Source organism: Dyella sp. (assembly GCF_035503745.1).
Classification (GTDB): domain Bacteria; phylum Pseudomonadota; class Gammaproteobacteria; order Xanthomonadales; family Rhodanobacteraceae; genus Dyella_B.
On sequence record NZ_DATJTC010000036.1, the window covers coordinates 32,741 to 59,291 of the forward strand.

Consider the following 26,551-nt stretch of genomic DNA (forward strand, 5'->3'; position numbering starts at 1 on the left):
CACACGGTTGTTGACAGTCTCGAAGATGGTGTTATAGTTCACTACAACACCGGTCCACGAGATCACTAGAGGAGAGCCGTCATGAAAGCACCGAACCCGATCGCCCTGACCGCCGCGGTTCTGTTTACCACGGTAAGCCTGATCGCCCTGAGCCCGAACACCCCCAAGCTGCCGGTTGCCGAAATCGATGGCCTGAAGGTCATCAACCTGGCCCCGGTCGAGGTCCGCCCCACCGCCGAGGACGAGCGCGCCGCCGCCATGCTGAGCACCGCCAGCCTGACGATCGCCAACTCGCCGATCGCCAACGCCAGCGAAAGCAACGCAAGCCTGCTCGGAGCGCAGCTGACCATGCCCTACTATTCGTTTGGCTCGACCAAATTCGCCGGCATCAGCAAGGAATAAATCCATGTCCATCACCTGGAACGACAGCGTCCCGATCTATCGTCAACTGCGCGAACGCGTCGTGGCGATGATCCTGGACGGCGCCTTGAACGAGGGCGACCCGCTGCCGTCAGTACGCCAGGTGGCGGCCGATTTTCAAATCAATCCGCTCACCGTATCGAAGGCGTACCAGGAACTGGTCGACGACCAACTTGTGGAAAAAAGGAGGGGGCTGGGCATGTTCGTTACCGACGGAGCGCGCGAGGCGCTGCTTAAATCCGAACGCGAGCGGTTTCTGCGCGAAGAGTGGCCTGCACTGTATGCACGCCTGCAGCGCCTTGGCCTGGATCTGAAAACCCTGTTGCGCGAAGCGCCGCAGGACACGGAGAGCCACTCATGAACGCGGTCGTCACCGCCAATGGCCTGACCAAGCGCTACAAGAACGCCATCGCGCTGGACCAGGTGCATTTTGAGATCCAGCCGGGCCGAATCGTGGGCCTGATCGGCCCCAACGGCGCCGGCAAGACCACCGCCCTCAAGGCGATCCTCGGGCTGACCGATTTCCAGGGTCAGTTGAATGTGCTGGGACTGGACCCTCGCAGCCAGCGCAACAAGCTTATGGAAGAGGTGTGCTTTATCGCCGACGTCGCTGTACTGCCGCGCTGGATCCGCGTGCGCGAGGCGGTGGACTTCGTCGCCAACGTGCATCCGCGCTTCAGCCGCGACAAATGCCAGGCGTTTCTCAGCCGCACCAAGCTCGCGCCCGACATGCGCGTGCGGCAAATGTCCAAGGGCATGATCGTGCAGCTGCACCTTGCGCTGGTGATGGCCATTGACGCCAAACTGCTGGTGCTGGACGAGCCCACGCTGGGCCTGGACATCCTGTATCGCAAGCAGTTCTACCAGAGCCTGCTGGAAGAGTATTTCGATGACAACAAGACGATCATCGTCACCACGCACCAGGTGGAAGAAATCGAGCACATTCTCACCGACCTCATGTTTATCCGCGACGGCAAGATCGTGCTGAACACCGATATGGAAGCGCTGGGTGAACGCTTCGCCGAAGTGCTGGTGAACGCGGACATGGCCGCCAACGCCCGCCAGCTCAATCCGCTGGACGAGCGCCAGGTGTTCGGCAAGAGCATCTTTCTGTTCGACGGCGTCGATCACTCGCGACTGCAGACCCTGGGCGAAGTCCGTCGCCCCTCCGTCAGCGATCTGTTCGTCGCCACCATGAAAGGGACCTACGCATGAAAACCCTCTACTGGCTGGTCAAACGCGAATTCTGGGAACACCGCGGCGGCTTCATTTGGGCGCCGGTGATCACCGGACTGGTGTTTCTGGTGTTGAATCTGATGGGCATCGTGAGCGGGGAAGTGTTCGGTTCTCGCCACGGCTTCCATCTGGGCTCGCTGGATGGGCAGGATATCGCCTCGAAAATCCAGTCGCTCGATGTGCATCAGTTGCAGGAAGTGGGAGCGGCCCTGGATCTTGCCATGCTTTCTTCCAGTGGACTGATCAGCCTGGTGTTCGCCTTCGTGGTGTTTTTCTACTGCCTGGGCGCGCTTTACGACGATCGGCGCGATCGCAGTATCCTGTTCTGGAAATCGCTGCCGATCTCCGATACCAGCACCGTGCTTTCCAAGGTCATCGCAGCGGTGCTGATCGCGCCGATTGCGGTGGTGATCTGCGGCGTGCTGACCGGCATTGCGATGCTGATCATGTTCGCCATCGCGCTATCCTTCCATGGCGTAAGCGTGTGGTCGTTGCTGGTACTGGCGCATCCGTTCCAGATGATCGGCTTCCTGGTCGGCAGCATCCCGCTTTATCTGCTGTGGGCGTTGCCGACCGTCGGCTGGCTGATGCTTTGCTCGTCCTGGGCCCGCACCAAGCCGTTCCTTTGGGCGGTGGTGATTCCGGTGGCGCTGGGCGTCATGATCAGCTGGTTCAACCTGCTCAGCAGCGATGGTTTCCACAGCACGTGGTATTGGCGGGAAATACTGGCACGCGCACTGTTCAGCGTGTTCCCGGGCGGCTGGCTGCATCACGGCGCGGAGACCGGACTGGGCAAAGATCCGGCGAGCATCGGCCAATTCTTCAGCCTGTCCACCTCCTATGCCGCACTGGGCACGGCGGAAATCTGGATTGGCGCGGCGGCGGGTATCGCGATGCTGGCCGGCGCCGTATGGTTCCGCCGCTGGCGCGACGACAGCTAACTGGCGACACTTGCCGCTTGGCCAACATGATCAGATCGGGGAGCGCATCATGAAGTACCACCGGATCATTCCTTTGCTTGTGCTGATGGCGGCCACCACGGCCTGCAACGTTCCCTCCACCATGATTTCGAACGGGGAAGGCGGCCGGATCTCGCTGAGCGGCGATGATGTCACCCTGCATGTGGACGGCTCGCCCGACGCAACCATCAGCAGCGCGGGCGACCTGGCCATCGACGACAAGCCCGTATCGACCACGCCGTCGCAGAAGGGGCTGCTGATGCTTTACGTGCAGAACGTAAAGGCCGTGCACGATCAGGCCCTGGCCCTGGGCACCGCCGGTGCGAAGATCGGCCTGACTGCGCTAAGGGACAAGCTCAGCGGCGAGGACAGCGCCGCCGCGAAGAAACAACGCGACAGCCAGGCCTCGCAACAGGCCGACCAGTACACCTCCAAACTGTGCCAGGACCAGGCGGACATCAAGTCCGTGCAGGATCAGCTCGCCGCCCAGCTACCGGCTTTCAAGCCGTACGGCGGCATCATGCGCGACAAGGACGTGGACGATTGCCGCAAGGATGCGCACGGCAACTGAGCGTTACCGTCAAGCCACCACTGAACAACGGGGAAGACTCCATGAATCGCGCAGCCTTGCTTGCAACCGTGTTGCTGTGTGGCGTCATCGCCGCCTGCGGCAACGATGCGGACAGCGACATGTTGAACGGCTCCATTCGATTGAGCCATGACCAGATCACGCTGCACGCCAAAGACGCGCCGGATGCGGTGATCGGCGCCAACGGCGATCTGACGATCGACCAGCAGGCGATCCAGACCAGCCCCGCCGAACGCGAGCTGCTCAAGCGCTACTACGACAACGTGCTGATGATCCGCACCGACGGCATCGCCACCGGCAAGGCCGGTGTCGCTGTCGGTGCGCAGGCCATGAAAAGCGTCGCGCAAGGCCTGGCCAACGGCAACAGCGACCAGATCCAGCAACAGATCGACGCCAAGACCAAGGCCGTTACCGACGCGGCAATGAAAATCTGCCAGGACCTGGCCAACGTCAAAATCAACCAGGACCAGCTCGTGGCACAGCTGCCGGCCTTCAAGCCCTACGCCAACGTCATCAGCGGCAGCGACGTGGGCGATTGCCGCAAAGACCAGTAAGGCCCATAACCGTGTGCATGGCACCGCTCCAGGGAAGGAGCGATGCCCGCGGTAGCGGCCATGTCAGCCGCCCGCGCCGCCGCTGCCGTGGATGCCGCCTTTGGTCAACGCGCGCGGATCGAGCAGCTTCCTGAGTTCTTCCTTTGACAGCCCGGATTTCTCAAGCGCCACGTCCATGATCGGACGCTTTTCCTTGTAGGCCTGCTTGGCGATCGCCGCGCCCTTTTCGTAGCCGATCACCGGATTGAGCGCGGTGACAAGAATCGGGTTCATCGCCAGCGCCTGATCCACCCGTTCGGTGTTGACGCGGAAACCGGCGATCGCCTTGTCCGCCAACAAACGCGATACGTTGGCCAGAATGTGGATCGACTGCAACAGGTTGTAGGCGATCAGCGGCAACATGACGTTGAGCTGGAAATTGCCCGACTGGCCGGCGATGGCGATCGATGCATCGTTGCCGATCACTTGCGCGGCGGCCATGGCGGTCGCTTCCGGAATCACCGGATTGACCTTGCCGGGCATGATCGACGACCCCGGTTGCAGGGCCGGCAGTTCGATTTCGCCAAGGCCCGCGAGCGGTCCGGAATTCATCCAGCGCAGGTCGTTGGCGATTTTCATCAGGCCCACGGCCAGCGTTTTCAGCTGCCCCGATAGCTCGACCGCCGCATCCTGCGCGGCCATGCCCTCGAAATAATTGGCGGCCGAATCAAAACGCACGCCGGTGATCTTTTTCAGCTCCCGCGCCACCGCCGCGCCGAATTTCGGATCGGCGTTGATGCCGGTGCCTACGGCCGTGCCGCCAAGCGGCAACTGGCGCATGCGCTTCAAGCTGTCATCGATGCGCGCTATCGCTGCCTCGATTTGCGCCGACCAGCCGGACAGTTCCTGGCCGAACGTGACCGGCATCGCATCCATCAGATGCGTACGTCCGGTCTTGGGTACGTTTTTCAGCTCGCGCGCGCGGCGATCGATCACCCGTCTCAAATGCTTCAGGGCAGGCAGGAGATCCTCGTGCGCGGTCAAGGTGGCGCTGACGTGGATGGCGGTGGGAATCACATCGTTGGAACTTTGCCCATAATTGACGTGATCGTTGGGATGCACTTTGGCGCCGCCCCGGGCGGCGAGGTGCGCGATCACCTCGTTGGCGTTCATGTTGGTGCTGGTGCCCGACCCCGTCTGGAACACGTCGATCGGGAACTGCGCGTCGAACTCCCCTTCCGCCACCGCCAGTGCCGCCTTGCGGATGGCCGCGGCCTGCCCTTTTTTCAGATGGCCCAGCCCGAGGTTGGCTTCGGCCGCGGCCGCCTTGATCAGGCCCAGTGCACGGATGAAGCTGCGTGGCAGGTGTAGCCCGGAGATCGGGAAGTTGTCGATCGCGCGCTGGGTCTGCGCGCCATACAGCGCATCCGCCGGGACCTTCAAATCGCCCATGCTGTCGTGCTCGATGCGAAAGCCGCTCATGGTGGTACCTCAACGCCGGGGGAGGAGAGCCACTATAAACCTCAAAACGCCAGCGCCTCACTCAATGTAAAATGCCGGGTTCTGATCCCCCGGAAGCTGCCCGATGTCCACCCACGCCCTTACCGCCCTGTCTCCGCTCGACGGCCGCTACGCCGGCAAGACCGAGGCATTGCGCCCGATCTTCAGTGAATTCGGCCTGATGCATCGGCGCGTGCACGTGGAGATCGAATGGCTGCTGGCCCTGGCCGCGGAGCCCGGTATCGGCGAACTGCCGGCGTTCACCGCCGCGCAGATCGCCAAATTGAAGGCGATCGCCTCGGACTTCAGCGTCGAGGACGGCGCGCGCATCAAGACGATCGAGGCGACCACCAATCACGACGTGAAGGCGGTGGAATATTTCATCAAGGAGCGCATCGGCAACGACGACTCGCTCGCGCAAGCCAAGGAATTCGTGCACTTCGCGTGCACCAGCGAAGACATCAACAATCTTTCCTACGCGCTGATGCTGCGCGACGCGCGCGCCAACGTGCTGCAGCCGTGGCTGGACAAGGTTATCGCCAGGCTGCGCGAACTGGCGCACGCCAACGCCGAACTGCCCATGCTTTCGCGCACGCACGGTCAGACCGCCTCGCCGAGCACGCTCGGCAAGGAGCTGGCCAACGTGGTCGCGCGACTGGAGCGCCAGCGCAAGCAACTTGCCGCAGTTGAGATTCCCGGCAAGATCAACGGCGCGGTGGGCAATTACAACGCGCACGCCATCGCCTACCCCGATGTCGATTGGCGCGCTTTTTCGCAGCGTTTCGTTACGGGCCTGGGCCTGGACTACAACCCGTACACCACGCAGATCGAGCCGCATGATGGCGTGGCCGAATATTGCGATGCCGTGCGCCGCGCCAACACCATCATGATCGACCTGGCACGCGACGTGTGGGGCTACATTTCGCTCGGTTATTTCAAACAGGCGCTCAAAGCCGGCGAAGTCGGCTCGTCCACCATGCCGCACAAGGTCAATCCGATCGACTTCGAAAACGCCGAAGGCAATTTCGGCCTGGCCAATGCACTGCTCGGCCACTTCGCGGAAAAGCTGCCCATCAGCCGCTGGCAGCGCGACCTTACCGATTCGACCGTGCTGCGCGCGCTGGGCACCGCCTCCGGCCACACGCTGGTCGCGCTGGAATCGCTGCAGAAGGGCCTGGGCAAGCTCCATGTCAACGCAGACCGTCTGGGCGCCGATCTCGACGCCAGCTGGGAAGTACTGGCCGAGGCCGTGCAAACCGTCATGCGCCGCTACGGGCTGCCCGAACCTTACGAACAGCTCAAGGCGCTGACGCGCGGCCAGGGCATCACGCAGGCGTCGATGCGCCAGTTCATCGCCAGCCTGGCGCTTCCTGACGACGCCAAGCAACGACTGCTCGACCTTACGCCGGGCAGCTACACCGGGCTTGCCTGCGAGCTGGCGAAGAAGATCTGACCGGCCGGGCCAGGCACGCCCTCATGGCTTTTGTCATGATGCCCCCTGGTTGGCCCGAACGAGCCTCATGGTGCCTCTCTCGCAATTTTTGATCTTCGCCGGCATCGGTGCGCTCGCCCAACTGGTGGATGGGGCGCTCGGGATGGCCTACGGTGTCACCTCGGCGGGCATGCTGCTGGGCCTGGGCATGCCACCGGCGATGGCCAGCGCCAGCGTGCATTACGCGGAAACCTTCACCTGCGGCGCCTCCGGCCTCAGTCACTGGTGGGCCGGCAATGTGCAGCGGCGCCTGTTCTGGTTGCTGGCCATCCCGGGGGTGATCGGCGCGGTGATCGGCGCAACCCTGCTGGCGCATCTGCCGTCGCAATGGATTCGCTATTTCCTCACGCCCTATCTGCTGGCCATGGGCCTGTTCCTGGTGTTTCGCACCAGCCGCCGCAAGGACCGCCGCCCCGACGTGCCGGCGGGCACCGGCGCGCTGGGTTTTGTCGCCGGCCTGCTCGACGCGGCGGGCGGCGGCGGCTGGAGCGCGCTCACCGTAACCACCATGGTGGCGCGCGGCCAGGAACCGCGCATGGTGATCGGCAGCGTGCATCTGGCCAAATGCATCGTGAGCCTGGCGGCCAGCATCACCTTCTTGCTCAGCATCGGCCAGAGCAAACTGCACGTGGTGCTGGGCTTGATCCTGGGCGGCGTGATCGCCGCGCCCTTCGGCGCCTGGCTGGTACGGCGCCTGCCCCCGCGCGTGTGCACCCTGATGGCCGGCCTCACCGTGCTGGCGCTGGGCATCTACAACTTTTATCGGCTACTGCGCCCATGACGCTTTCAAAACCTTCCCGCAAGCCGTTGCCCATCGAAGTTCGCGGCACATCGAGGTTGCCGCTGGGCATGAGTGCCGCGCAATTCCTGCGCGATTACTGGCAGAAGCGGCCGCTGCTGATCCGCAACGCGTTTGCCGATTTCCAGTCGCCGGTCGCCCCCGAGGATCTCGCCGGTCTCGCATGCGAGGAAGGTGCGCTGGCGCGGTTGATTCAACACGATGAAGATCGTCAACGCTGGCGCGTGAAAACCGGCCCGCTTAGCGAAAGCGATTTTGCCAAGACCGGCGATGCCAACTGGACACTGCTGGTGCAGGACGTCGACAAGTGGGACATGGACGTCGCCGCCCTGCTCGACCACTTCCGTTTCCTGCCCAGCTGGCGCGTCGATGACGTAATGATTTCCTACGCCGAACCCGGTGGCGGCGTCGGCGCGCATGTCGATCAATACGATGTGTTCCTGCTGCAAGGCCTTGGGCAACGGCATTGGGCGATCAGCACCGATGCGAATGCGCCGAAGGATTTTCGCAGCGACGTGGAACTCAAGCAGCTGCAGCACTTCCGCCCCACCCACGAATGGCTGCTGGATCCGGGCGACATGCTGTACCTGCCACCCGGCGTACCGCATGACGGCGTGGCGTTCGGCGGTCCGTGCATGACCTTCTCCGTGGGCATGCGCGCGCCTTCGCAAGCCGAACTGGTCGGCGACCTGGCCGACTACCTGGCCGAACACCTGCCGGAGGAACTTCGCTACACCGATCCGGACCTTGCGCCCGCCAAACGTACCGGCGAAATCGACAAGGCCGCGCTGCAACGCCTTCGCAGCGCATTGCCCACCGCCGCGACCTTGGATGACGCAACGCTGCTGGATTGGTTCGGCCGCTTCATCACCCGCTACCGCGCCGCGCAAACACCGGCGGTGCCGGACAAGCCGCTTACCGAAGCGGCGATGACCAAGCATCTCGACGGCGGCGCATCGGTGCTGCGCCATCCATGGTCGCGCATGGCGTGGACCCTTCGCCGTTCGCATTGCAACCTGTACGCCAACGGCCAAGCCTACCCGGCCAGCGCGCCCCTGGCCGAACGCCTGTGCACGCAGCGCACGCTGTCGCCGCCGCATAAGTTCAATGCCGCCGAACGCGCGCTGTTGCTGGCGCTGGTCAATGACGGCCACGTGCTGCTTCGCAAACTACGGGGATCGCGCACATGAGCGCCGTACCGCCCGATCAGGACACCGGTCCGCGCGCCGTCGGCAACCGCGAGGAACTGGCCGACGCACGCCTGCAGCTTTTGGCGGCAGCCCGCTACAAATTGTCCATCTACCTACCGTCTTTGCCGGCCGACGCCTATAGCAGTCCGGCCGAAGTCGCACAATTGCGCCGTATCGCCACCTCCGGGCGTGGTGCCGAGATCCGGGTGCTGCTTGGCGACACCGCCGACCTGCTACGCGATGGCCACCGGCTGATCGACCTCGCCCAGCGCTTGCCCAGCGCACTGCAAATCCGCACGCCGGCCGACGATCAGGCCGAGTACCGAGCCTCCTCGGCGTGGTTGCTCAACGACACCTACGGCTACCTTTTCCTGCCCGACGCCGGCCGCCCGGAAGGTCGGGCCGCCCTGTGCGATGGCCCCGGCCAGGCGCCTTTGCTGCTGCAGTTCGAGCAGATGTGGGAGCGCGCCGCTCCGGCCTCGCACTTGCAGCCGCTGGGTTTGTAAACCGCAGGCTGAACAAGGATATGCGATGCATTCCGGACGTTTTGGTTCGTTCTGGTCCGACCCGAGGCGCTAAGCCCTTGCCGATGCTGCGTTCGTTCCGAAAGACAACCCGCCCAGCCGTGCGCTTGCGCACCACAATCAGCTTGCCGCGTCGCAGCAGCCCCAGGCTATAATTAACAGGATTTTTCGCCAGCGAACCGCTCTGGTCAGACGGTTCGCTGCAAGGCCTCCCTTCCCTGCCGGTGGTGACGTGAGCACAAACCTGATCCGCGAGTTTTCCGAGTCCTCTCAACTCGCAGGCGGCAACGCCGATTACATCGAATCCCTGTACGAAACCTGGCTTGCCGACCCCGAGTCGGTATCCGCCGAATGGAACAGCTACTTCAAGACTTTCAAAGGCCGCGAGTCGGGAGATGTATCCCACGCCGCGGCCATTGCGCGTATAGAGGCCGCACAAAAGCAGCGCCCCAACGGCGCCGCCGGTGCCGCGCCGGTCAGCGATGAGCATGCGCGCAAGCAGGCGGGCGTGCTTCGGCTCCTGACCGCCTACCGTTCGCGCGGCCATCTTGCCGCCGACCTCGATCCGCTGGGCCTGGCGCACAAGATGGAAGCGCCCGATCTCAACCTCGGCTTCCACGGCCTGTCCGACGCCGACCTCGACACCGAATTCGATTGCGGCAACTTCGCCGGCGGCGGCCAGCGCATGAAGCTGCGCGAGCTGTTCTCGCGCCTCAAGCGTGTCTACACCAACACGGTCGGCGTGGAGTTCATGCACATCTCCGACCACACGCAGCGCAACTGGATCTACAGCCGCCTGGAGCAGGCCAACGGCAAGGCCGGCCTCGACAAGGCGGGCAAGCAGCGCGTGCTCGATGGCCTTACCGCCGCCGATGGCCTGGAACGCTACCTGCACACCAAGTACGTCGGCCAGAAGCGCTTCTCGCTGGAAGGCGGCGACAGCCTGATCCCGATGATGGACGACGTCGTGCGCGCCGCGGGCGACAACGGCATCAAGGACCTGGTCATCGGCATGGCCCATCGCGGCCGACTCAACGTGCTGGTGAACATCCTCGGCAAGCCGCCGAAGACGCTGTTCAACGAATTCGAAGGCAAGTTCGAGCACGCCGAGGACGATCCGGCCCATTCGGGCGACGTGAAGTACCACATGGGCTTCTCCGCCGACGTGCGCACACCCAAGGGCGGCGTGCACGTGGCGCTGGCGTTCAACCCCTCGCACCTGGAAATCGTCAACCCGGTGGTGGCCGGTTCCGTGCATGCGCGCCAGGTGCGCCGCAAGGACACCGAGCGCAAGCAGTCGCTGGCCGTACTGATCCACGGCGACGCCGCGCTGGCCGGCCAGGGCGTGAACATGGAACTGTTCAACATGTCGCAGGCGCGCGGCTTCAAGATCGGCGGCACGCTGCACATCGTGGTGAACAACCAGGTGGGCTTCACCACCTCCAACCCGCAGGATGCGCGCTCCACGCTGTACTGCACCGACCTGGCCAAGATGGTCAACGCACCGGTGTTCCATGTGAACGGCGATGATCCGGAAGCGGTGATCCAGGTGACCCGCCTCGCCTACGAATTCCGCAAGCAGTTCCGCAAGGACGTGGTGATCGACCTGGTGTGCTACCGCCGCCATGGGCACAACGAAGCGGACGAACCGTCGGCCACCCAGCCGGTGATGTACCAGATCATCCGCAAGCGTCCGCCCACGCGCGAACTCTACGCGCAGGAGCTGGTGAAGGAAGGCATCCTGGCCGAAGGCGACGCGCAAAAGCAGTTCGAGGCCTATCGCGATCGCCTCGAAGCCGGCGCCGCGATGACCGACCTGCATCCGTCCCTGACCAAGGACGTGGAAGTGGACTGGAGCCAGTTCATCGGCGGCAAGTTGTCCACCCCCGCCAAGACCAGTGTGGCCAAGCCCAAGCTGATCGAGCTGGCCAAGCGCATTCTCGACCTGCCGCAGGACCTCACGCTGCAGTCGCGCGTGGCCAAGATCTACGACGACCGCCGCAAGATGGCCGCCGGCGAACTGCCCGGCGACTGGGGCTTCGCCGAGAACCTGGCCTACGCCACGCTGATCGACGAAGGCCACAACCTGCGCATCGTCGGCCAGGACTCGGGGCGCGGTACCTTCTTCCATCGCCATGCCGTGCTGCATGACCAGAAGGACGGCCACACCTTCATGCCGCTGGCCACGCTGCGCGCGGACGCCAACGTCGAAGTGATCGATTCGCTGCTCAGCGAAGAAGCGGTGATGGCCTTCGAATACGGCCACGCCACCACCGATCCCTACACCCTCAACATCTGGGAAGGCCAGTTCGGCGACTTCGCCAACGGCGCGCAGGTGGTGATCGACCAGTTCATCAGCTCCGGCGAAGCGAAGTGGGATCGCCTGTGCGGCCTGGCGCTGTACCTGCCGCACGGCTACGAAGGCCAGGGTCCGGAGCACTCCTCCGCCCGCCTGGAGCGCTTCCTGCAGCTGTGCGCGCTGGAAAACATGCAAGTGTGCGTGCCCACCACGCCGGCGCAGGATTTCCACATGATCCGCCGCCAGATGCTGCGCCCGGTGCGCAAGCCGCTGATCGTGATGACGCCCAAGTCGCTGCTGCGCCACAAGCTTGCCGTGTCCTCGCTGGACCAACTGGCCGAGGGCAGCTTCCAGCTGGTGATCGGCGAGCACCGCGAGCTGCCCGCCAAGAAGGTCAAGCGCGTGGTGCTGTGCGCCGGCAAGGTCTACTACGACCTGCTGGAGGACGCCGAAAAGCGCGCCATCAACGACGTGGCCATCGTACGCGTCGAACAGCTCTATCCGTTCCCGCGCCCGGAAGTGGCGGCGGAGCTGGAAAAATACCCTTCCGCCAAGGAAGTGGTCTGGTGCCAGGAAGAGCCGATGAACCAGGGCGCGTGGTTCCAGATCCGCCATCACCTGCAGGCGTGCGTCGGCGCCAAGCAGAGCCTGTCCTACGCCGGCCGCGCGCGCTCGCCCGCGCCTGCCGCCGGCCACCTCAACGATCACATCGCCGAACAGACCGCGCTGGTCGAACAGGCGCTGGTCGCGCCGGTCGGTCCCGATCACTCTGCAGAATAAATTTCCAAGGATTAACCATGTCTACTGAAGTCAAAGTTCCCGTTCTGCCCGAGTCGGTTTCCGACGCCACCATTGCCACCTGGCACAAGAAAGCCGGCGAAGCCGTGAAGCGCGACGAAAACCTGGTCGATCTGGAAACCGACAAAGTGGTGCTGGAAGTACCGGCACCGGTCGATGGCGTGCTGAAGGAGCTGAAGTTCCAGGCCGGCGACACCGTCAACAGCCAGCAGGTGATCGCGATCATCGAGGAAGGCGCCGCCGCAGCCGCGCCGGCACCCGCAGCGCCCGCTCCGGCACCGGCGGCAGCGGCTCCCGCCGCGCCGAAAGCGGCCGCCGCGGGCACCGCCGATCTCTCGCCGGCCGGCCTGCGCGTGGCTACCGAACAGAACATCGACCCGTCCAAGGTCGCCGGCACCGGCCGCGACAGCCGCGTGACCAAGGAAGATCTGGTCAACTACGGCAAGGGTGGCGCTGCCGCAGCGGCCGCTCCCGCCGTGGCACCGACGCCGGGCTCGCGCCCGGAAGAGCGCGTGCCGATGACCCGCATCCGCGCCCGCATCGCCGAGCGCCTGATGCAGTCGAAGAACTCGATCGCGATGCTTACCTCGTTCAACGAAGTGAACCTCGCCGAAGTCAGCAAGATGCGCAAGTCGCTGGGCGAGCAGTTCGAAAAAACGAACGGCGTGAAGCTGGGCTTCATGAGCTTCTTCGTGAAAGCGGCCGCCGAGGCGCTCAAGCGCCACCCCGTCGTCAATGCCTCGGTCGACGGCAACGACATCATCTATCACGGCTACCAGGACATCTCCATCGCCGTGGCCACCGACAAGGGCCTGGTGACGCCCGTGCTGCGCGATGCGCAGAACATGAGCTTCGCCGATATCGAAAAAGGCATCGCCAACTACGCCAAGAAGGCGCGTGAGGGCAAGCTGGGCCTGGACGACCTGCAGGGCGGCACCTTCACCATCACCAACGGTGGCACCTTCGGCTCGCTGCTGTCCACCCCGATCGTCAACCCGCCGCAGAGCGCGATCCTGGGCATGCACACCATCAAGGAGCGCGCGATCGTCGAGAACGGTCAGGTCATCGCCGCGCCGATGATGTATCTGGCACTGTCCTACGACCACCGCATCATCGACGGCAAAGACGCCGTGCTGTTCCTGGTCGATATCAAGAACCAGCTGGAAAATCCGCAGCGCATGTTGCTAGGCATGTAATGCCCCGGCCGCTGGCGGGGGCGCGCCTGGCGCGACCCTCGCCATACCGCCAAGACAACGCCCTTTCGAAATCCCCGACGCGCCGCCATATACGGCACGATCCGTTTCCCAGGACCCACGAATCATGAGCGAAAAATTCGACGTCATCGTCATCGGTGCCGGCCCCGCCGGTTATGTGGCCGCCATCCGCGCCGCGCAGCTTGGCCTGAAGACCGCTTGCGTGGATGCCTTCGTCGGCAAGGATGGCAAGCAGGCGCTCGGCGGCACCTGCCTCAACGTGGGTTGCATCCCGTCCAAGGCCCTGCTCGATTCGTCCAAGCAGTTCTACAACCTCTCGCACAACCTGCCCGCACACGGCATCAGCGTCGAGAACGCCAAGGTCGACCTCGCTACCTTCATCGGCCGCAAGGACAAGATCGTCAAGCAGTTCACCGGCGGCATCGGCCAGCTGTTCAAGGCCAACAAGGTCACGGCATTCTTCGGCAAGGGCAAGCTGCTCGGCTCCAAAGCAGGCGACAGCAAAAGCGTCGAAATCACCGGCAACGACGGCAGCACGCAGACGATCAGCGCCACCAACGTGATCCTCGCCTCCGGCTCCGTGCCGATCGAACTGCCGTTCGCGAAATTCGACAACACATACATCCTCGATAACGCTGGCGCGCTCGACATCAACGAAGTACCCAAGCGCCTGGGCGTAATCGGCGCCGGCGTGATCGGCCTGGAACTGGGCAGCGTATGGCGCCGCCTGGGTGCGCAAGTCACCGTGCTCGAAGCGCTGCCGGATTTCCTCGGCGCCGCCGATGCGGACATCGCCAAGATCGCGCTGAAGGAATTTGGCAAGCTCGGCCTGGACATCAAGCTCGGCGCCAAGCTGAGCAAGGCCGAGATCAAGAACGACGCGGTCGAGCTTACCTATGAAGACAAGGACGGCAAGCACGAGCTCACCGTCGACAAACTGCTGGTCGCCGTGGGCCGCCGTGCCTACACCGATGGCCTGCTGGCCGGCGATACCGGCGTGAAGCTCGACGAGCGCGGCCGCATCGTGGTCGACGAACACAACCACACCGGCGTCGACGGCGTGTGGGCGATCGGCGACGCCGTGCGCGGCCCGATGCTGGCCCACAAGGGCTCCGAGGAAGGCGTGGCGGTGGCCGAGTGGATCGCCGGCAAGGCGGGCCACATCAACTACGACACCATTCCCTGGGTCATCTACACGGAACCTGAAATCGCCTGGGCCGGCAAGACCGAAAAGCAGCTCAAGGAAGAAGGCGTGCCCTACAAGATCGGCACCTTTCCGTTCGCCGCGATCGGTCGCGCCGTGGCCATGAACGAAGCCATCGGCCAGGTGAAGGTGATCGCCCACGCCGAAACCGATCGCCTGCTGGGCGTGCACATGGTCGGCCCGGGCGTATCGGAGTTGATCGCCGAAGCCGTCGTGGCAATGGAGTTCAAGGGTTCCGCCGAAGACCTGGCCCGCATCGTCCATGCCCATCCGACGCTGTCGGAGGCCGTGCATGAAGCTGCGCTTTCGGTCGACAAGCGCGCGATCCACAAAGGCAACTAAGGCACACGTGCCTTGCCGACCAACGGCCTGCTCGTGGCAACATGAGCGGGCCGTTGCCTTTTAGGCGCATACGAAAAGACAACCTCGTTGCGCCCAGAATGCCCAACGCCCACTTCGATCAACCCGCCGCCGAGCCGAGTCCCACGCCATGCCCTTGCCGACCTCCCTGTGCGTCTATTGCGGTTCCAGCTCGGGCAAGCATCCGCATTACGCCGCGCAGGCGCGCGAGTTCGGCACGGAGATGGCCCGGCGCGGCATCACACTGATCTACGGCGGCGGCAAAGTAGGCCTCATGGGTACGGTGGCCGATGCCGTGCTCGCGGCCGGCGGCAAGGCCATCGGGGTCATTCCACGCCAGTTGGTGGAACGCGAGGTCGCCCATCCGGGCCTTACCGAGATGCACGTGGTCGAGACGATGCATCAGCGCAAGACGCGCATGTACGAATTGTCCGATGCTTTCGTCGCCCTGCCCGGCGGCTTCGGCACCATGGACGAAATGTTCGAGATGCTCACCTGGGCGCAATTGGGCCTGCATCGATACCCCTGTGCCTTTTTCGACGTGCGCGGTTACTACGCGCAGCTGCGCGCCATGATGGACCACATGGTGACGGAAGGATTTGTGCGCGCCGAACAACGCGACTGGATTTGGTTCGGTGACAGCACCGAACAACTGTTCGACTGGATGGCGCAGCATCAAGGCGGATATACGCCCAAATGGATCGACCGCAGCAGCGTCGAAGCCTGAATAGCTCTTTCATTACGTTGCCAGGAAACCCCTCATGCATACGCCCGCCGACTTTCAAGCGTTCCGCATCCACAACGATGCCGGCGGCTATCGCGGCGGCATCGAGACGATGAACACCGCCGCCCTCAGCGAAGGCGAAGTACTGGTGAAGGTGGCGTACTCGTCGGTCAACTACAAAGATGCGCTGGCCGGCACCGGCAAGGGCAAAATCCTGCGCAAGTATCCGCTCAACGGCGGCGTCGACGCAGCGGGTGTGGTGGTGGCGTCCACCGATCCGAGCTTCAAGGAGGGCGATCAGGTGCTGTGCACCGGCAGCGGCCTCTCCGAGACACGGGACGGCGGCTATGGCCAGTACATTCGCCTGCCCTCGCAGTGGACGGTAGGGTTGCCCAAGGGCTTGAGCCTGCGCGAAAGCATGATCATGGGCACGGCCGCCTTTACGGCTGCGCTGGCGGTGCTGCGCATGCAGGAGAACCACCAGAAGCCCTCCATGGGCCCGATCGCCGTCACCGGCGCCAGCGGCGGCGTAGGTATGCTCGCCATCGATATTTTCAGCCGCGCCGGCTACGACGTGCACGCCATCAGCGGCAAGTCCGACCACTTCGATTTCCTGCGCAGCCTTGGCGCGGTCGAGTGCATCGATCGCCACCAGCTCGCCTTCAGTGGCAAGCCGATGGATACGGCGCGGTTTGGCGGCGCCCTGGATAACGTTGGCGGGGCCATGCTCGCCGGACTCCTGCCGTTGATCGTGCCCTATGGCAACGTCGCCGTCTGTGGCAACGCCGGCGGTATCGCCTTTGAAAGTACGGTCATGCCATTCATCATCCGCGGCGCCAGCGTGCTTGGCATCGCCTCCGCCGGTACCCCGCGCGACCAACGCGATCAAGTGTGGCAACATCTGGCCAGCGATTGGAAACCCCGGCACCTGGATCGCATCGCGACCCGGGAAGTGACGCTGGAGCAGCTGCCGGACGTGTTCGGGCGTATGCTGGACGGCGGTTCGTTCGGGCGCACCCTCGTACGTGTCGGCGCGGATTGAGGATGCCTTGATCCCTTTTACACGCGGGCGTCACCCGTTGCCAGGCGCCATGCAGCGCGGCGCAGGGCCTATGGATACCATGCCGGCGACGTAAAATGGATCACAGCTTCCTTACTGGCAACTTGGAAGCGCCACGGCGCCGTTTTAGAATTGTCACGGAACAACAAGGGGACTCCCACCTTATGGCTCGTATCCTGATTGTCGACGATTCCCCGTCGCAGCTGCTGGGCATCAAGCGCATCGTCGAAAAGCTCGGCCATGAGACGCTCACCGCCGAAGATGGCGCCGCTGGCGTCGAAGTGGCGAAGCAAGAAAAACCGGATCTGATCCTGATGGACGTGGTGATGCCCAACCTCAACGGTTTCCAGGCCACCCGTACGATCAGCAAGAATCCGGACACCGCGCACATCCCGATCGTGCTGGTCACCACCAAGGACCAGGAAACGGACAAGGTCTGGGGCATGCGCCAGGGTGCCAGGGCTTATGTCACCAAGCCGATCCGGGAAGAAGAGCTGGTGGCGACGCTGAAGGAACTGCTGCCGGCCTGATACCCCACCCGGCGATGGGTCATGTGAAAACGGCGCCCTGCGGCGCCGTTTTCATTTTCCGTCTTGCGGGCGCGCTCAATGCCGCGGGTCGTAGTGCGGGAACTGCGCCTGCAGCGCCTCGAAGGCCTGGCGCTGCGCCGGGCTCTCTGCCGCCGGCACCCTGATCGATACCTCCACCAGCTGGTCGCCCGGCGTGTGACCGGGAAATCCACGCCCCTTCAGGCGCAGCTTGCGCCCCGATTGCGTTCCCGCCGGGATGCGCAGGTCCACCGTACCGGCGAGCGTCGGAACCGGCACAGAGGCACCCAGCGCGGCCTCCCACGGGCTGACCGCAAGCACATGCAGCACGTTGCGGCCATCCAGCTTGAAACGGGCGTCCTCGCGAATGCCCACCTCAAGCAAGAGATCGCCATTCGGGCCGCCGCCGCTTCCTGGCTGTCCCTGGCCGCTCAGACGAATCACCTTGCCGGGCTGGATGCCGGCAGGAATCTTCACCTCGAGCACCCGTTCGGTGCCGCTGCCGTCGTCCAGGTTCAGGCGCGTGCGGCCACCGTCGAAGGCGGTCTGGATATCGATCTGCACCTGGGCCTGCACGTCACGACCCCGGCGTGCGCGCGGCTGGCCCTGCTGGCGATGGCCGGTTCGCCCGAACAGGCTCTCGAAGAAATCGCTGAAATCGCCCTCGCCCGCCTCGCCGAAATCGAAGCCCTGCCCCTGTCCCCAATTCGGCGGCGGCCGGAACTGCTCGCCGGGTCGATAGCCGCCAGCACGAAGCTGGTCGTAAGCGCGGCGCTTTTCGGCATCGCGCAGTACTTCGTTGGCTTCATTGATCGCCTTGAATTTCTCCTCCGCGCCGGCTTCCTTGTTTTTGTCCGGATGGTATTTGCGCGCCAGCTTGCGGTAGGCCGCCTTGATGTCCGCCTCGCTGGCGTCGGGCTTCACGCCCAGGGTGTCGTAATAGTCTTTGAATTCCACTGCCACTCCCCGGCTTGCTTTGCATAAACACAACCAGCCCGCCACGGATCATGGTCCGTGGCGGGCGGCTTGCGCAACATCGCGCGATGTGCGGATTAATGCGCGGTATTGATGGTGATGCGACGCGGCGCGGTTTGCGCCTTCTTCGGAATCACGATCTCCAGCACGCCATGCTTGCCGTTGGCGACGATGTTGTCGGCATCGGCGCTATCGGGCAGGGTAAAGCGACGGTGGAAGCTGCCATGCGCGCGCTCCACGCGCGTGAAGCGGCTGTCCTGCTCGGGCTTCTCGGCCGGGCGCTCACCCTTGATGCTCAGAACGCTCTTTTCCATGCTTACCTCGATGCTGGCCGGATCGACGCCCGGCACATCGACGAAGATCACGAAGCGCTGCGCCTCTTCCTTGATGTCCACCCGCGGCGCCCATTGCGCGGCCGCGACGTCGGATTGATCGTTTTGCTGAAGGAAACGGTCGAACGCCTGGCGGATATCCGACGGAATGGCGTGGGTAGTGCCCCAGAAGGCATTGCGGCTCAAACTCATGACTCACCTCATAATAAGTGTGCGGTGCGATCACCGCTTGAGCCCTAGATAGTTCCCAAGTCCGGCGTTTCAAGGCGACAGGCCGCGAGCTGGGCGCTAGCATGCGCGGCGTTGCCCTACCTTCAGCGAGTACAGGATGAGCATCCAGATCGGACAACCCTTCCCGGATATAGAGATTGCCGTCATTGACGGCGACGGGCCGGTGGCGCGCCTTTCGACCGCCCATCTGCTTGCAGGACGCAAGGCGGTACTGTTTGCCGTGCCCGGGGCTTTCACGCCGACTTGTTCAGAGCGGCACCTGCCAGGCTACGTCAAGCACTTTGCCGACTTTCAGGCCATCGGGGTCGATGTGTTGGGCATGGCCGTCAACGACGCCTTCGTGATGAAAGCCTGGGCCGCCTCGCAACATGTTCCGCCCGGACTGAAATTGCTGGCCGATGGCAATGGCGTGCTCACGCGCGCGCTAGGACTGGAGATGGACGGCAGCGCCTACGGCCTGGGCATGCGGTCGCGGCGCTTCGCGCTCTATGCCGAAAACGGCATAGTCAAGCAGCTCCACGTTGAAAGCCCGGGCGAGCTTCGGGTCTCGACGGCCGAAGCCATGCTGACAGCCATACATCAGTGAGGCCTACAAAACAATGAGATGATGGTCACACCTGAGGTAGGACTTCTCCTACAGAGTAGCTACAAGCCTTCGACTCCGCGCTTAAGCGAAGTCGCTCTGAAGGGGGTACGACCATGAAGAACCATCGCATCTCAATGACCCTTGCAGCACTGGTCATGTCGATAACCTGCGCGCATGCCAGCACCGCATCATCGGCATTCATTTATTTCACCGGCCGGGTTTATCTACCCGCCTCAGCATCCATGACCTTCCACTCAGCAGGTCAGCAGGTGCCGCAACGGACGATGCAAACCTATTCGCTCGACAAGGCGCAAAAACTGCTGCAAAGCCATGTGCTCGACTTCTACGCCAGCTACGCACCGAAAAACGCCATCGTCATAAGCTCGACCTACCAGTAGCCAGCTCCTCAGCGGCGGCTTCGCGCAACAACCTGGACGCTTAGACGGAAAAGCCCCGAATGATCGGGGCTTTTCCTTGGCATCTGCGCAACGCTTATTCGGCAGATGGTGACGCATCGGGCGATTGGCCCTGTTCGGGCGGCAAGCCTTCGTCGGTATCCGCCTCATCGCCGTTACTTTCGTCGGCATCCAGTCGCACGACGCTGACCAGCGCCTCCTCGGCCGGAAGGCGAATGAGCGTCACGCCCTGCGTATTGCGGCTAAGCTGCGACACTTCCGCCACGCGCGTACGCACCAGGGTTCCCTGGTTGGAAATCAGCATCAGTTCGTGCGCCTGGGTCACCTGGGCGGCGGCAACCAGGGCACCGTTGCGCTCCGAGCACTGGATGCCGATCACGCCTTGCGTGCCGCGTCCCTTCTTGGGGAATTCATCCAACTGCGTACGCTTGCCATAGCCGCGTTCGGTGGCGGTAAGGATGTCGCCTTCCGCGGCAACGATCAGCGAGACCAGCTTGGCGCTATCGGTGAGCTTCATGCCGCGCACGCCGGTGGCGGTACGGCCCATCGGGCGCACTTCGCTTTCGTCGAAGCGAACGACCTTGCCGTTGGACGCGAACAGCAATACATCGCTGTTGCCGTCGGTCAGCTCCACGCCGACCAGCGCATCGCCCTCTTCCAGATTGATGGCGATCTTGCCCTTCTGCAATTGGAAAGCGAATTCGGTGAGCGGCGTTTTCTTGACCGTGCCTTGCGCGGTGGCGAAAAACACGAAGCGATCATCGGTGTACTCGTGCACCGGCAGCACGGCCTGCACCTTCTCGCCTTCCGCCAGCGGCAACAAGTTCACCATCGGCTTGCCGCGCGCGTTCGGGCCTGCATCGGGCATCTGATAGACCTTCAGCCAATAGACGCGCCCGGTACTGGTGAAGGTAAGCAGCGTGTCGTGCGTGTTGACCACCCACAACTGCTCGACGAAATCCTCTTCCTTCAGCGCCGACGCCGAGCGGCCCTTACCGCCGCGGCGCTGCGCGCGATAGATGTTCGCGGGCTGGCGCTTGACGTAGCCGGCGTGCGACAGGGTGACGACCACGTCTTCGGGCGCGATCAGGTCGAGCACGTTGAGGTCTTCCTGCGAGTGCTGGATCTCCGTGCGGCGCGCATCACCAAACTCGGTCTTCACCGCTTCGAGTTCTTCGCGAATGACGGCCAGCAGGCGCGCGGGGTCTTCCAGGATCTCGATCAGGCCGCGGATGGCACCGAGGATTTCCTTGTATTCGTCGGAAAGCTTTTCCTGCTCCAAGCCGGTCAGGCGATGCAGGCGCATGGCGAGGATTTCCTGCGCCTGCGTGTCGGACAGCTGATAGCCATCGGCTTTCAGGCCGTCGCGGGGGTCCAGGTCCTCCGGACGCGATGCTTCGGCACCGGCCGCCGCCAACAGCGCGCCGACCATGCCCGGCTGCCATGTGCGCGCCAGCATGCGCTCGCGCGCTTCCTGCGGCGAGGCCGAGGTTTTGATCAGCTCGATCATCTCGTCGATGTTGGCAAGCGCGACGGTGAGGCCTTCCAAAATATGCGCGCGGGCGCGGGCCTTGCGCAGGTCGAAGATGGTGCGCCGGGTAACAACTTCGCGGCGATGGCGGATGAACGCCTCGAGGATCTCCTTGAGGTTGAGCGTGCGCGGCTGGCCATCGACCAGCGCGACCATGTTGATGCCGAAGGTGACCTGCAGCTGGGTCTGCTGGAACAGGTTGTTCAGCACCACATCGGCCATCGCATCGCGGCGGATTTCGATGACCACGCGCATGCCGTCCTTGTCGGACTCATCGCGCAATTCGGAAATGCCTTCGACGCGCTTTTCCTTTACAAGCTCGGCGATCTTCTCGATCAGGCGCGCCTTGTTAACCTGGTATGGCAGTTCGTGGACGATGATCGTCTCGCGACCGTTGGATTCGGTTTCGATCTCGGTGCGCGCACGCACCAGGATGCGGCCGCGCCCGGTGCGGTACGCCTCGACGATGCCGGCGGCGCCGTTGATGATGCCCGCGGTGGGGAAATCCGGCCCCTGCACGTGCTGCATCAGGTCGTCGATGGACAAGCTTGGATCGTCGACCAAGGCGATGGTGGCGGAGATCACCTCGCCGACATTGTGCGGCGGCACGTTGGTCGCCATGCCCACCGCGATGCCGGCGGAGCCGTTGATCAGCAGGTTGGGAACGCGCGTGGGCAGGACGGAAGGTTCCAGTTCCTTCTCGTCGTAGTTGGGCACGAAATCGACGGTTTCCTTGTCGATATCCTGCAACAGCTCGGCCGACAGCCGCTCCATGCGGCACTCGGTGTAGCGCATGGCCGCGGCGGCGTCGCCATCGATCGAGCCAAAGTTGCCCTGGCCATCGACCAGCGGGTAGCGCAGCGAGAAGTCCTGCGCCATGCGCACCAGCGCGTCGTAGATCGAGCTGTCGCCGTGCGGATGGAATTTACCCATTACGTCGCCGACGATGCGCGCGCACTTCACATACGGGCGGTTCCACATGTTGTTGGCTTCGTACATGCCGAACAACACGCGACGATGTACGGGCTTCAAGCCATCTCGGACATCCGGGAGGGCGCGTCCCACGATCACGCTCATGGCGTAATCGAGGTAACTTTGGCGCATTTCGTCTTCGATATTGACGCGGATGACTTCTTTGGCGAGCTCTGCCATCAATCGGCTTCCCTGGTGACAAATAGCGACCCCGGACAGGCGCAGAAAACGCGTGTCCGCGAGGGTCAGACAGTAGGCTGAAAGTGTACCACAAACAGGCCTGGAAAGGGCTTATTTAAGCCTTTTTAATCAATGACTTACGGGTGGGTTTTGGCGCGCTTGAAAAGCAGTGTCCGGGCGCTGATGAAATTGACCACGGCGGCGGCCACCGAACCCACGGCCACGGCCAGCACCGGCCATCGGTGCCAGCTGGGAAAAGCCAGCAGACAGATGGCGAAAGCGCCGTAATTGACCGCCGCCCCACCGCTCATGAGGGCCATCCAGTGCAGCCATTCGCCAACCAGCGAACGCCCGCTGTGGCGGGCCGCAAAGGTGCGGCTGCGGTTCCACCACCATGTCGCCGTGGCGGCGATCAGGAAAGAAACCACCCTGCCCGCATAAGGATCGACGTGCGCAAAGCTAACGAGCATCTGCAAAATGCCCGCGTCGATGACGAAGCCGATACCGCCGCCGACGGCAAACAGTATGACCTCATGGCGCAGCCTCATGGGGTGAACACTGCGCGCATGCGCTCGACCGTCGGCTGCTCGATCACGCCGCGCTCGGTGACGATGGCATCGATCAGCGAGGCTGGCGTGACATCGAACACCGGGTTCCAGGCTTGCGCGCCCTCCACCACCGTGCGGCGCCCGGCCACGCTGAGCAACTCGGTCGTATCGCGCAGTTCGATCTCGATGTCGTCGCCGGATGCGGTGGCCATATCCACCGTCGAGGACGGCGCCACCACCATGAACTTCACGCCGTGGTGGCGCGCCGCGATCGCCAGCTGGTAGGTGCCGATCTTGTTGGCCGTATCGCCGTTGGCGGCAATGCGGTCAGCGCCGACGATCACCCACTTCACTTCGCCGGATTTCATCAGATGGGAGGCCGCGGAATCGGCGATGAGCGTGGCCGCAATGCCATCGCGCACCAGCTCCCACATGGTGAGCCGCGCGCCCTGCTGCCAGGGGCGGGTTTCGCCCGCATAAACGTGCTGGATACGCCCCCCCGATACGCCAGCGCGAATCACGCCGAGCGCAGTGCCGAAACCGGACGTCGCGAGCGATCCGGTATTGCAGTGGGTCATGACGCTGGAGCCGGGCGCGATGAGGGCCGCGCCCAGTTCGCCCATATGGCGGTTGGCAGCCAGATCTTCGTCCTGGATAGCCTGCGCCTCGCGCTCAAGCGCCTGCGCATCCGCACCGGCGGCAATGCGCGCCTTCATGCGGTCGAGCGCCCACATCAAATTCACCGCCGTGGGCCGGGCCGAACGCAAGTGGACCAGCGCCGCCTCAAGCGGTTCGCCACGCTGCGCCGCCAGCACCACACCCCAGGCTGCCGCGATGCCGATCGCGGGGGCGCCGCGCACCGCCAGATCCTTGATCGCGTGATAGACCGAGGCCGAGTCGCGGCAATCGAGCCACTGCTCCTGTGCCGGCAAAAGCCGCTGATCGAGCAGGCGCAGGTGATCGCCATGCCATTGCACAGCGCGGATGGTGTCGTGGATCTGAGTAGTATTTGTAGGCGTCATCTCGTTAGTTTAGAGGGCCATGCCACGCGGGGCGAGAGGAAAAGCCGCCCATCGGGCCTCCTCTCGCTACAACCCGCCACATCCTTCAGCTTCGCTCGCGCAGCCACTGGTGAATGGCGGGAGCTACTTCGCGTTGCGCGCGCCCTGACACGTAGATACCAATGTGTCCGCCCTTGAAGGCAAGCTCAGTGTAATCGTCGGTACCCACCTGGCGCTTGAGCGCGCGCGACGCGTCCGGTGGCACCAAGTGATCCTGCACCGCATAGATGTTAAGCACCGGCTGACTGATCATGCCCAGATCCACCGGTTGATGGCCGATCTGCAAATCGCCCTTGAGCAATTTGTTTTGCTGGTAGAAATCCTTGATGAACTGGCGGAACGCCTCGCCAGCCTGATCGGGCGAATCGAAAATCCAGCGCTCCATGCGCAGGAAGTTCTTCAGCTCGGCCGGATTGTCGAGAATGTCGACCAGTCCTACGTATTTCTGCTGGTTAAGCCGCAAGGGCTTCAGCATCAGGTACACCCAGTTCATCAGCTCGGCCGGGACATTGCCCAGCGTGTCGACGAACAGATCCACGTCCATGCTTTGCACCCATTGCGAAAGCATGTTGTCCGGCGTCTGGAAATCCACCGGGGTCACCATGGTGATCAGGTTTTTCACCTTCTCCGGATGCATGGCGGTGTAGCACAGCGAAAACGTGCCGCCCTGGCAGATGCCCAGCACGTTGATCGCATCCAGGCCGTGACGCTTGCGCACGGCATCGATGCAGCGGTCGAGATAGCCGTTGAGGTAATCGTCCAGTGTCAGCCAGCGGTCGGCGCCGTCGGGATAACCCCAATCGATCAGGTAGACGTCTTCTCCCTGCGCCAGCAGATTGCGCACCAGCGAGCGATCGTCCTGCAGATCGGTCATCCACACGGTGTTGACCAGCGCATAGACGATCAGCGTCGGTACTTTCGCCGTGGGTTTGGTGCCGCCCTGCATATGCCAGACGGTGAGTTTGTCCTCGCGGTAGACGGCTTCGCGCGGCGTATTGGCGTACTGCTGCTCGCCAAGGCCGCGCAGGTTCTGCATGCCGGCGGCGAGTTTGCGCTGAAACGCGGCGACCTCGTTGAAAGCCTGCTGGGGATCCAAGTGCAAAGGCGTCTGCATGGCCGATCCTTACTTGCGTTTGGCCGAGGCTGAGCCGGCCGCTTTCGCGCGGGGGGCAGCCGTGGAGTGCTTGCCGTTGTCGTCGGACTTGATCGACCGGACCGGCGCCGGCTTGGGCGATGCACTGGCCGCCAGCTCGCGCTTCAGTGCGGCGATTTCCGCGCGCAACGCGTCCACTTCGGAAGCATGCGCAGCGGTAGCCTGTTGGCGCTGGCCCTGCACGTCGCGGCGCAACTGCTGCACGCGCTGACCCAGGCTGTCCAGCTCGCTGCGCGTGGGGATGCCCAGTTCGCGACAGATTTGTTCTGTCTGCTGTTGCTGCAGTTTGCGCACCTGCATCTGTGCGTTCACCAGGGCGCCGAACACCTCGCGGTATTCGTCGGAGAGCGCCATCTTCGCGTAGGCGTCTTCCATGGCGTCGACCCACATGTCGTACAGGCCCTTGAGCGATTCGATCTGCTTGCCCGGTTCGCTGTGTTCCTTGAGCATCTCCTGCAGGCGCTCGATGCCTTGCGCATTTACCTGCTGGAGCAGCGTCTGGTAGCGCCCGTTGATCTGGGCGTATTCATGCATCGCCGCAGCGATGGACTGCTGGTCCAGCTGCATTTCGCGGGTGATGCCGAACGCAGCCATCGGCGCGGGCGCGGCCATGCCCCCCATGCCGCCCAACCCGCTGCGCTGCATGGCCTGCAGCCACGAGCGCCACTGCTGGTCCAGCCCAAACGCGGACGCGCTATCCAGGCCCGCCACGGTCTGGGCAAACGGCTGATTGAACGCCGCCAGGAACGGCTGCACGGCCGCCGGTTGCTGCCAGTAGTTGCCGAACTGCCCGGTTGCACCGGCCCCGGCGGCCTGCTGCAGCCAGCTGCCATAGGCTTGGAGGCTGGCGAGGCTTCGGGTAAGGAAATCGTCGGCGGGCGGTGCCGGTGGCGGAGCAAAACCAAACGGAGCGCTGACACCGGGCGGCTGCTGGAGATATCGCATCCAGGTATCCCAGGATTGCTGGGCGAACGCCTGGTAGTCCTTCAGAAAATCATTGGCCTGGTCGGGCATGCCTGCATCCTCGAACTGAAGCGCCATCGTATCAAATACAAGCTTTCCAAAATGAGAACGCCCGGCTACAGGAGCCGGGCGTTTTCGATGGTCAGCTTGTCGG

General features: G+C 63.6%; 26 protein-coding genes. 18 read left to right on the forward strand and 8 right to left on the reverse strand.

Annotation, left to right across the window (positions count from 1 at the left end):
* Positions 1-81 precede the first annotated feature (81 nt).
* From VME63_RS13945 to VME63_RS13970, 6 genes are read left to right on the forward strand one after another with little or no spacing between them, the layout of a single operon-like run.
* Positions 82-402, forward strand: a complete 321-nt coding sequence (locus tag VME63_RS13945) for a hypothetical protein (protein WP_325433958.1) — start codon at positions 82-84, stop codon at positions 400-402.
* A 4-nt stretch (positions 403-406) separates the two neighbouring features.
* Positions 407-781 (forward strand): GntR family transcriptional regulator, encoded by a 375-nt coding sequence (locus VME63_RS13950; protein ID WP_325433959.1) that lies wholly within the window; start codon positions 407-409, stop codon positions 779-781.
* Positions 778-1,635 carry an ABC transporter ATP-binding protein gene (locus VME63_RS13955; protein ID WP_325433960.1) on the forward strand — a complete coding sequence of 286 codons (858 nt, stop codon included), beginning with the start codon at positions 778-780 and terminating at the stop codon, positions 1,633-1,635. The genes VME63_RS13950 and VME63_RS13955 overlap by 4 nt, the downstream gene beginning before the upstream one ends.
* Entirely contained in the window at positions 1,632-2,597 is a 966-nt protein-coding gene (locus VME63_RS13960; RefSeq protein ID WP_325433961.1) for a hypothetical protein, read from the forward strand. Before VME63_RS13955 ends, VME63_RS13960 begins: the two co-directional genes overlap by 4 nt.
* Positions 2,598-2,646: 49 nt before the next feature.
* Entirely contained in the window at positions 2,647-3,186 is a 540-nt protein-coding gene (locus VME63_RS13965) for a hypothetical protein (protein WP_325433962.1), read from the forward strand.
* A 41-nt stretch (positions 3,187-3,227) separates the two neighbouring features.
* Positions 3,228-3,758: a hypothetical protein gene (locus tag VME63_RS13970; RefSeq protein WP_325433963.1), complete on the forward strand. Its 531-nt coding sequence runs from the start codon at positions 3,228-3,230 to the stop codon at positions 3,756-3,758.
* A 63-nt stretch (positions 3,759-3,821) separates the two neighbouring features.
* On the opposite strand, the gene VME63_RS13975 is transcribed toward VME63_RS13970, so the two are convergent.
* Positions 3,822-5,219 carry a class II fumarate hydratase gene (locus VME63_RS13975; protein WP_325433964.1) on the reverse strand — a complete coding sequence of 466 codons (1,398 nt, stop codon included), beginning with the start codon at positions 5,217-5,219 and terminating at the stop codon, positions 3,822-3,824.
* Positions 5,220-5,322: 103 nt separating this feature from the next.
* Between VME63_RS13975 and purB the strand changes: the two genes are divergently transcribed.
* The 10 genes from purB to pilH all read left to right on the forward strand — a co-directional run bounded on the left by purB (position 5,323) and on the right by pilH (position 17,431).
* On the forward strand, positions 5,323-6,690 hold the full coding sequence (purB, locus tag VME63_RS13980; RefSeq protein ID WP_325433965.1) for an adenylosuccinate lyase: 1,368 nt from the start codon (positions 5,323-5,325) through the stop codon (positions 6,688-6,690).
* A 67-nt stretch (positions 6,691-6,757) separates the two neighbouring features.
* Positions 6,758-7,510, forward strand: coding sequence for a sulfite exporter TauE/SafE family protein (locus tag VME63_RS13985; protein WP_325433966.1), 753 nt, complete (start codon positions 6,758-6,760; stop codon positions 7,508-7,510).
* Entirely contained in the window at positions 7,507-8,718 is a 1,212-nt protein-coding gene (locus tag VME63_RS13990) for a cupin domain-containing protein (RefSeq protein WP_325433967.1), read from the forward strand. Before VME63_RS13985 ends, VME63_RS13990 begins: the two co-directional genes overlap by 4 nt.
* Complete coding sequence (locus VME63_RS13995; protein ID WP_325433968.1) at positions 8,715-9,224, forward strand: hypothetical protein; 510 nt, start codon at positions 8,715-8,717, stop codon at positions 9,222-9,224. The genes VME63_RS13990 and VME63_RS13995 overlap by 4 nt, the downstream gene beginning before the upstream one ends.
* A 250-nt stretch (positions 9,225-9,474) precedes the next feature.
* The gene (locus VME63_RS14000) at positions 9,475-12,321 is read left to right on the forward strand and encodes a 2-oxoglutarate dehydrogenase E1 component (RefSeq protein WP_325433969.1); all 2,847 of its coding nucleotides are present in this window, start codon (positions 9,475-9,477) and stop codon (positions 12,319-12,321) included.
* A gap of 17 nt (positions 12,322-12,338) precedes the next feature.
* The gene (odhB, locus tag VME63_RS14005; protein WP_325433970.1) at positions 12,339-13,535 is read left to right on the forward strand and encodes a 2-oxoglutarate dehydrogenase complex dihydrolipoyllysine-residue succinyltransferase; all 1,197 of its coding nucleotides are present in this window, start codon (positions 12,339-12,341) and stop codon (positions 13,533-13,535) included.
* 124 nt (positions 13,536-13,659) lie between these two features.
* The gene (lpdA, locus tag VME63_RS14010) at positions 13,660-15,099 is read left to right on the forward strand and encodes a dihydrolipoyl dehydrogenase (protein ID WP_325433971.1); all 1,440 of its coding nucleotides are present in this window, start codon (positions 13,660-13,662) and stop codon (positions 15,097-15,099) included.
* 148 nt (positions 15,100-15,247) lie between these two features.
* Positions 15,248-15,844 (forward strand): TIGR00730 family Rossman fold protein, encoded by a 597-nt coding sequence (locus VME63_RS14015; protein WP_325433972.1) that lies wholly within the window; start codon positions 15,248-15,250, stop codon positions 15,842-15,844.
* A 34-nt stretch (positions 15,845-15,878) separates the two neighbouring features.
* Positions 15,879-16,883 carry a YhdH/YhfP family quinone oxidoreductase gene (locus tag VME63_RS14020; RefSeq protein ID WP_325433973.1) on the forward strand — a complete coding sequence of 335 codons (1,005 nt, stop codon included), beginning with the start codon at positions 15,879-15,881 and terminating at the stop codon, positions 16,881-16,883.
* A 182-nt stretch (positions 16,884-17,065) separates the two neighbouring features.
* Positions 17,066-17,431 carry a twitching motility response regulator PilH gene (pilH, locus tag VME63_RS14025; protein WP_325433974.1) on the forward strand — a complete coding sequence of 122 codons (366 nt, stop codon included), beginning with the start codon at positions 17,066-17,068 and terminating at the stop codon, positions 17,429-17,431.
* Between the two features lie 75 nt (positions 17,432-17,506).
* On the opposite strand, the gene VME63_RS14030 is transcribed toward pilH, so the two are convergent.
* Positions 17,507-18,406 carry a DnaJ C-terminal domain-containing protein gene (locus VME63_RS14030; RefSeq protein ID WP_325433975.1) on the reverse strand — a complete coding sequence of 300 codons (900 nt, stop codon included), beginning with the start codon at positions 18,404-18,406 and terminating at the stop codon, positions 17,507-17,509.
* Between the two features lie 95 nt (positions 18,407-18,501).
* Positions 18,502-18,948 (reverse strand): Hsp20/alpha crystallin family protein, encoded by a 447-nt coding sequence (locus VME63_RS14035; RefSeq protein ID WP_325433976.1) that lies wholly within the window; start codon positions 18,946-18,948, stop codon positions 18,502-18,504.
* A 136-nt stretch (positions 18,949-19,084) separates the two neighbouring features.
* Between VME63_RS14035 and VME63_RS14040 the strand changes: the two genes are divergently transcribed.
* Positions 19,085-19,573 carry a peroxiredoxin gene (locus tag VME63_RS14040; RefSeq protein WP_325433977.1) on the forward strand — a complete coding sequence of 163 codons (489 nt, stop codon included), beginning with the start codon at positions 19,085-19,087 and terminating at the stop codon, positions 19,571-19,573.
* Positions 19,574-19,686: 113 nt separating this feature from the next.
* The gene (locus tag VME63_RS14045; protein WP_325433978.1) at positions 19,687-19,971 is read left to right on the forward strand and encodes a hypothetical protein; all 285 of its coding nucleotides are present in this window, start codon (positions 19,687-19,689) and stop codon (positions 19,969-19,971) included.
* Between the two features lie 94 nt (positions 19,972-20,065).
* Here VME63_RS14045 and gyrA read toward each other — a convergent pair whose 3' ends face one another.
* From gyrA to VME63_RS14070, 5 genes are all read right to left on the reverse strand, one after another.
* Positions 20,066-22,672 (reverse strand): DNA gyrase subunit A, encoded by a 2,607-nt coding sequence (gyrA, locus tag VME63_RS14050; protein ID WP_325433979.1) that lies wholly within the window; start codon positions 22,670-22,672, stop codon positions 20,066-20,068.
* 137 nt (positions 22,673-22,809) lie between these two features.
* On the reverse strand, positions 22,810-23,220 hold the full coding sequence (locus VME63_RS14055) for a GtrA family protein (RefSeq protein ID WP_325433980.1): 411 nt from the start codon (positions 23,218-23,220) through the stop codon (positions 22,810-22,812).
* Positions 23,217-24,242, reverse strand: coding sequence for an S-methyl-5-thioribose-1-phosphate isomerase (gene mtnA / locus VME63_RS14060; RefSeq protein ID WP_325433981.1), 1,026 nt, complete (start codon positions 24,240-24,242; stop codon positions 23,217-23,219). Before mtnA ends, VME63_RS14055 begins: the two co-directional genes overlap by 4 nt.
* An 85-nt stretch (positions 24,243-24,327) precedes the next feature.
* Entirely contained in the window at positions 24,328-25,395 is a 1,068-nt protein-coding gene (gene phaC, locus VME63_RS14065; RefSeq protein ID WP_325433982.1) for a class III poly(R)-hydroxyalkanoic acid synthase subunit PhaC, read from the reverse strand.
* Between the two features lie 9 nt (positions 25,396-25,404).
* Positions 25,405-26,448 carry a poly(R)-hydroxyalkanoic acid synthase subunit PhaE gene (locus tag VME63_RS14070; RefSeq protein ID WP_325433983.1) on the reverse strand — a complete coding sequence of 348 codons (1,044 nt, stop codon included), beginning with the start codon at positions 26,446-26,448 and terminating at the stop codon, positions 25,405-25,407.
* Between the last annotated feature and the right edge of the window lie 103 nt (positions 26,449-26,551).

Coding starts and splice junctions, on each gene's coding strand:
- VME63_RS13945 (WP_325433958.1), top strand. CDS start 82: ATGAAAGCACCGAACCCGATCGCCCTGACCGCCGCGGTTCTGTTTACC.
- VME63_RS13950 (WP_325433959.1), top strand. CDS start 407: ATGTCCATCACCTGGAACGACAGCGTCCCGATCTATCGTCAACTGCGC.
- VME63_RS13955 (WP_325433960.1), top strand. CDS start 778: ATGAACGCGGTCGTCACCGCCAATGGCCTGACCAAGCGCTACAAGAAC.
- VME63_RS13960 (WP_325433961.1), top strand. CDS start 1,632: ATGAAAACCCTCTACTGGCTGGTCAAACGCGAATTCTGGGAACACCGC.
- VME63_RS13965 (WP_325433962.1), top strand. CDS start 2,647: ATGAAGTACCACCGGATCATTCCTTTGCTTGTGCTGATGGCGGCCACC.
- VME63_RS13970 (WP_325433963.1), top strand. CDS start 3,228: ATGAATCGCGCAGCCTTGCTTGCAACCGTGTTGCTGTGTGGCGTCATC.
- VME63_RS13975 (WP_325433964.1), bottom strand. CDS start 5,219: ATGAGCGGCTTTCGCATCGAGCACGACAGCATGGGCGATTTGAAGGTC.
- purB (WP_325433965.1), top strand. CDS start 5,323: ATGTCCACCCACGCCCTTACCGCCCTGTCTCCGCTCGACGGCCGCTAC.
- VME63_RS13985 (WP_325433966.1), top strand. CDS start 6,758: ATGGTGCCTCTCTCGCAATTTTTGATCTTCGCCGGCATCGGTGCGCTC.
- VME63_RS13990 (WP_325433967.1), top strand. CDS start 7,507: ATGACGCTTTCAAAACCTTCCCGCAAGCCGTTGCCCATCGAAGTTCGC.
- VME63_RS13995 (WP_325433968.1), top strand. CDS start 8,715: ATGAGCGCCGTACCGCCCGATCAGGACACCGGTCCGCGCGCCGTCGGC.
- odhB (WP_325433970.1), top strand. CDS start 12,339: ATGTCTACTGAAGTCAAAGTTCCCGTTCTGCCCGAGTCGGTTTCCGAC.
- lpdA (WP_325433971.1), top strand. CDS start 13,660: ATGAGCGAAAAATTCGACGTCATCGTCATCGGTGCCGGCCCCGCCGGT.
- VME63_RS14015 (WP_325433972.1), top strand. CDS start 15,248: ATGCCCTTGCCGACCTCCCTGTGCGTCTATTGCGGTTCCAGCTCGGGC.
- VME63_RS14020 (WP_325433973.1), top strand. CDS start 15,879: ATGCATACGCCCGCCGACTTTCAAGCGTTCCGCATCCACAACGATGCC.
- pilH (WP_325433974.1), top strand. CDS start 17,066: ATGGCTCGTATCCTGATTGTCGACGATTCCCCGTCGCAGCTGCTGGGC.
- VME63_RS14035 (WP_325433976.1), bottom strand. CDS start 18,948: ATGAGTTTGAGCCGCAATGCCTTCTGGGGCACTACCCACGCCATTCCG.
- VME63_RS14040 (WP_325433977.1), top strand. CDS start 19,085: ATGAGCATCCAGATCGGACAACCCTTCCCGGATATAGAGATTGCCGTC.
- VME63_RS14045 (WP_325433978.1), top strand. CDS start 19,687: ATGAAGAACCATCGCATCTCAATGACCCTTGCAGCACTGGTCATGTCG.
- gyrA (WP_325433979.1), bottom strand. CDS start 22,672: ATGGCAGAGCTCGCCAAAGAAGTCATCCGCGTCAATATCGAAGACGAA.
- VME63_RS14055 (WP_325433980.1), bottom strand. CDS start 23,220: ATGAGGCTGCGCCATGAGGTCATACTGTTTGCCGTCGGCGGCGGTATC.
- mtnA (WP_325433981.1), bottom strand. CDS start 24,242: ATGACGCCTACAAATACTACTCAGATCCACGACACCATCCGCGCTGTG.
- phaC (WP_325433982.1), bottom strand. CDS start 25,395: ATGCAGACGCCTTTGCACTTGGATCCCCAGCAGGCTTTCAACGAGGTC.
- VME63_RS14070 (WP_325433983.1), bottom strand. CDS start 26,448: ATGCCCGACCAGGCCAATGATTTTCTGAAGGACTACCAGGCGTTCGCC.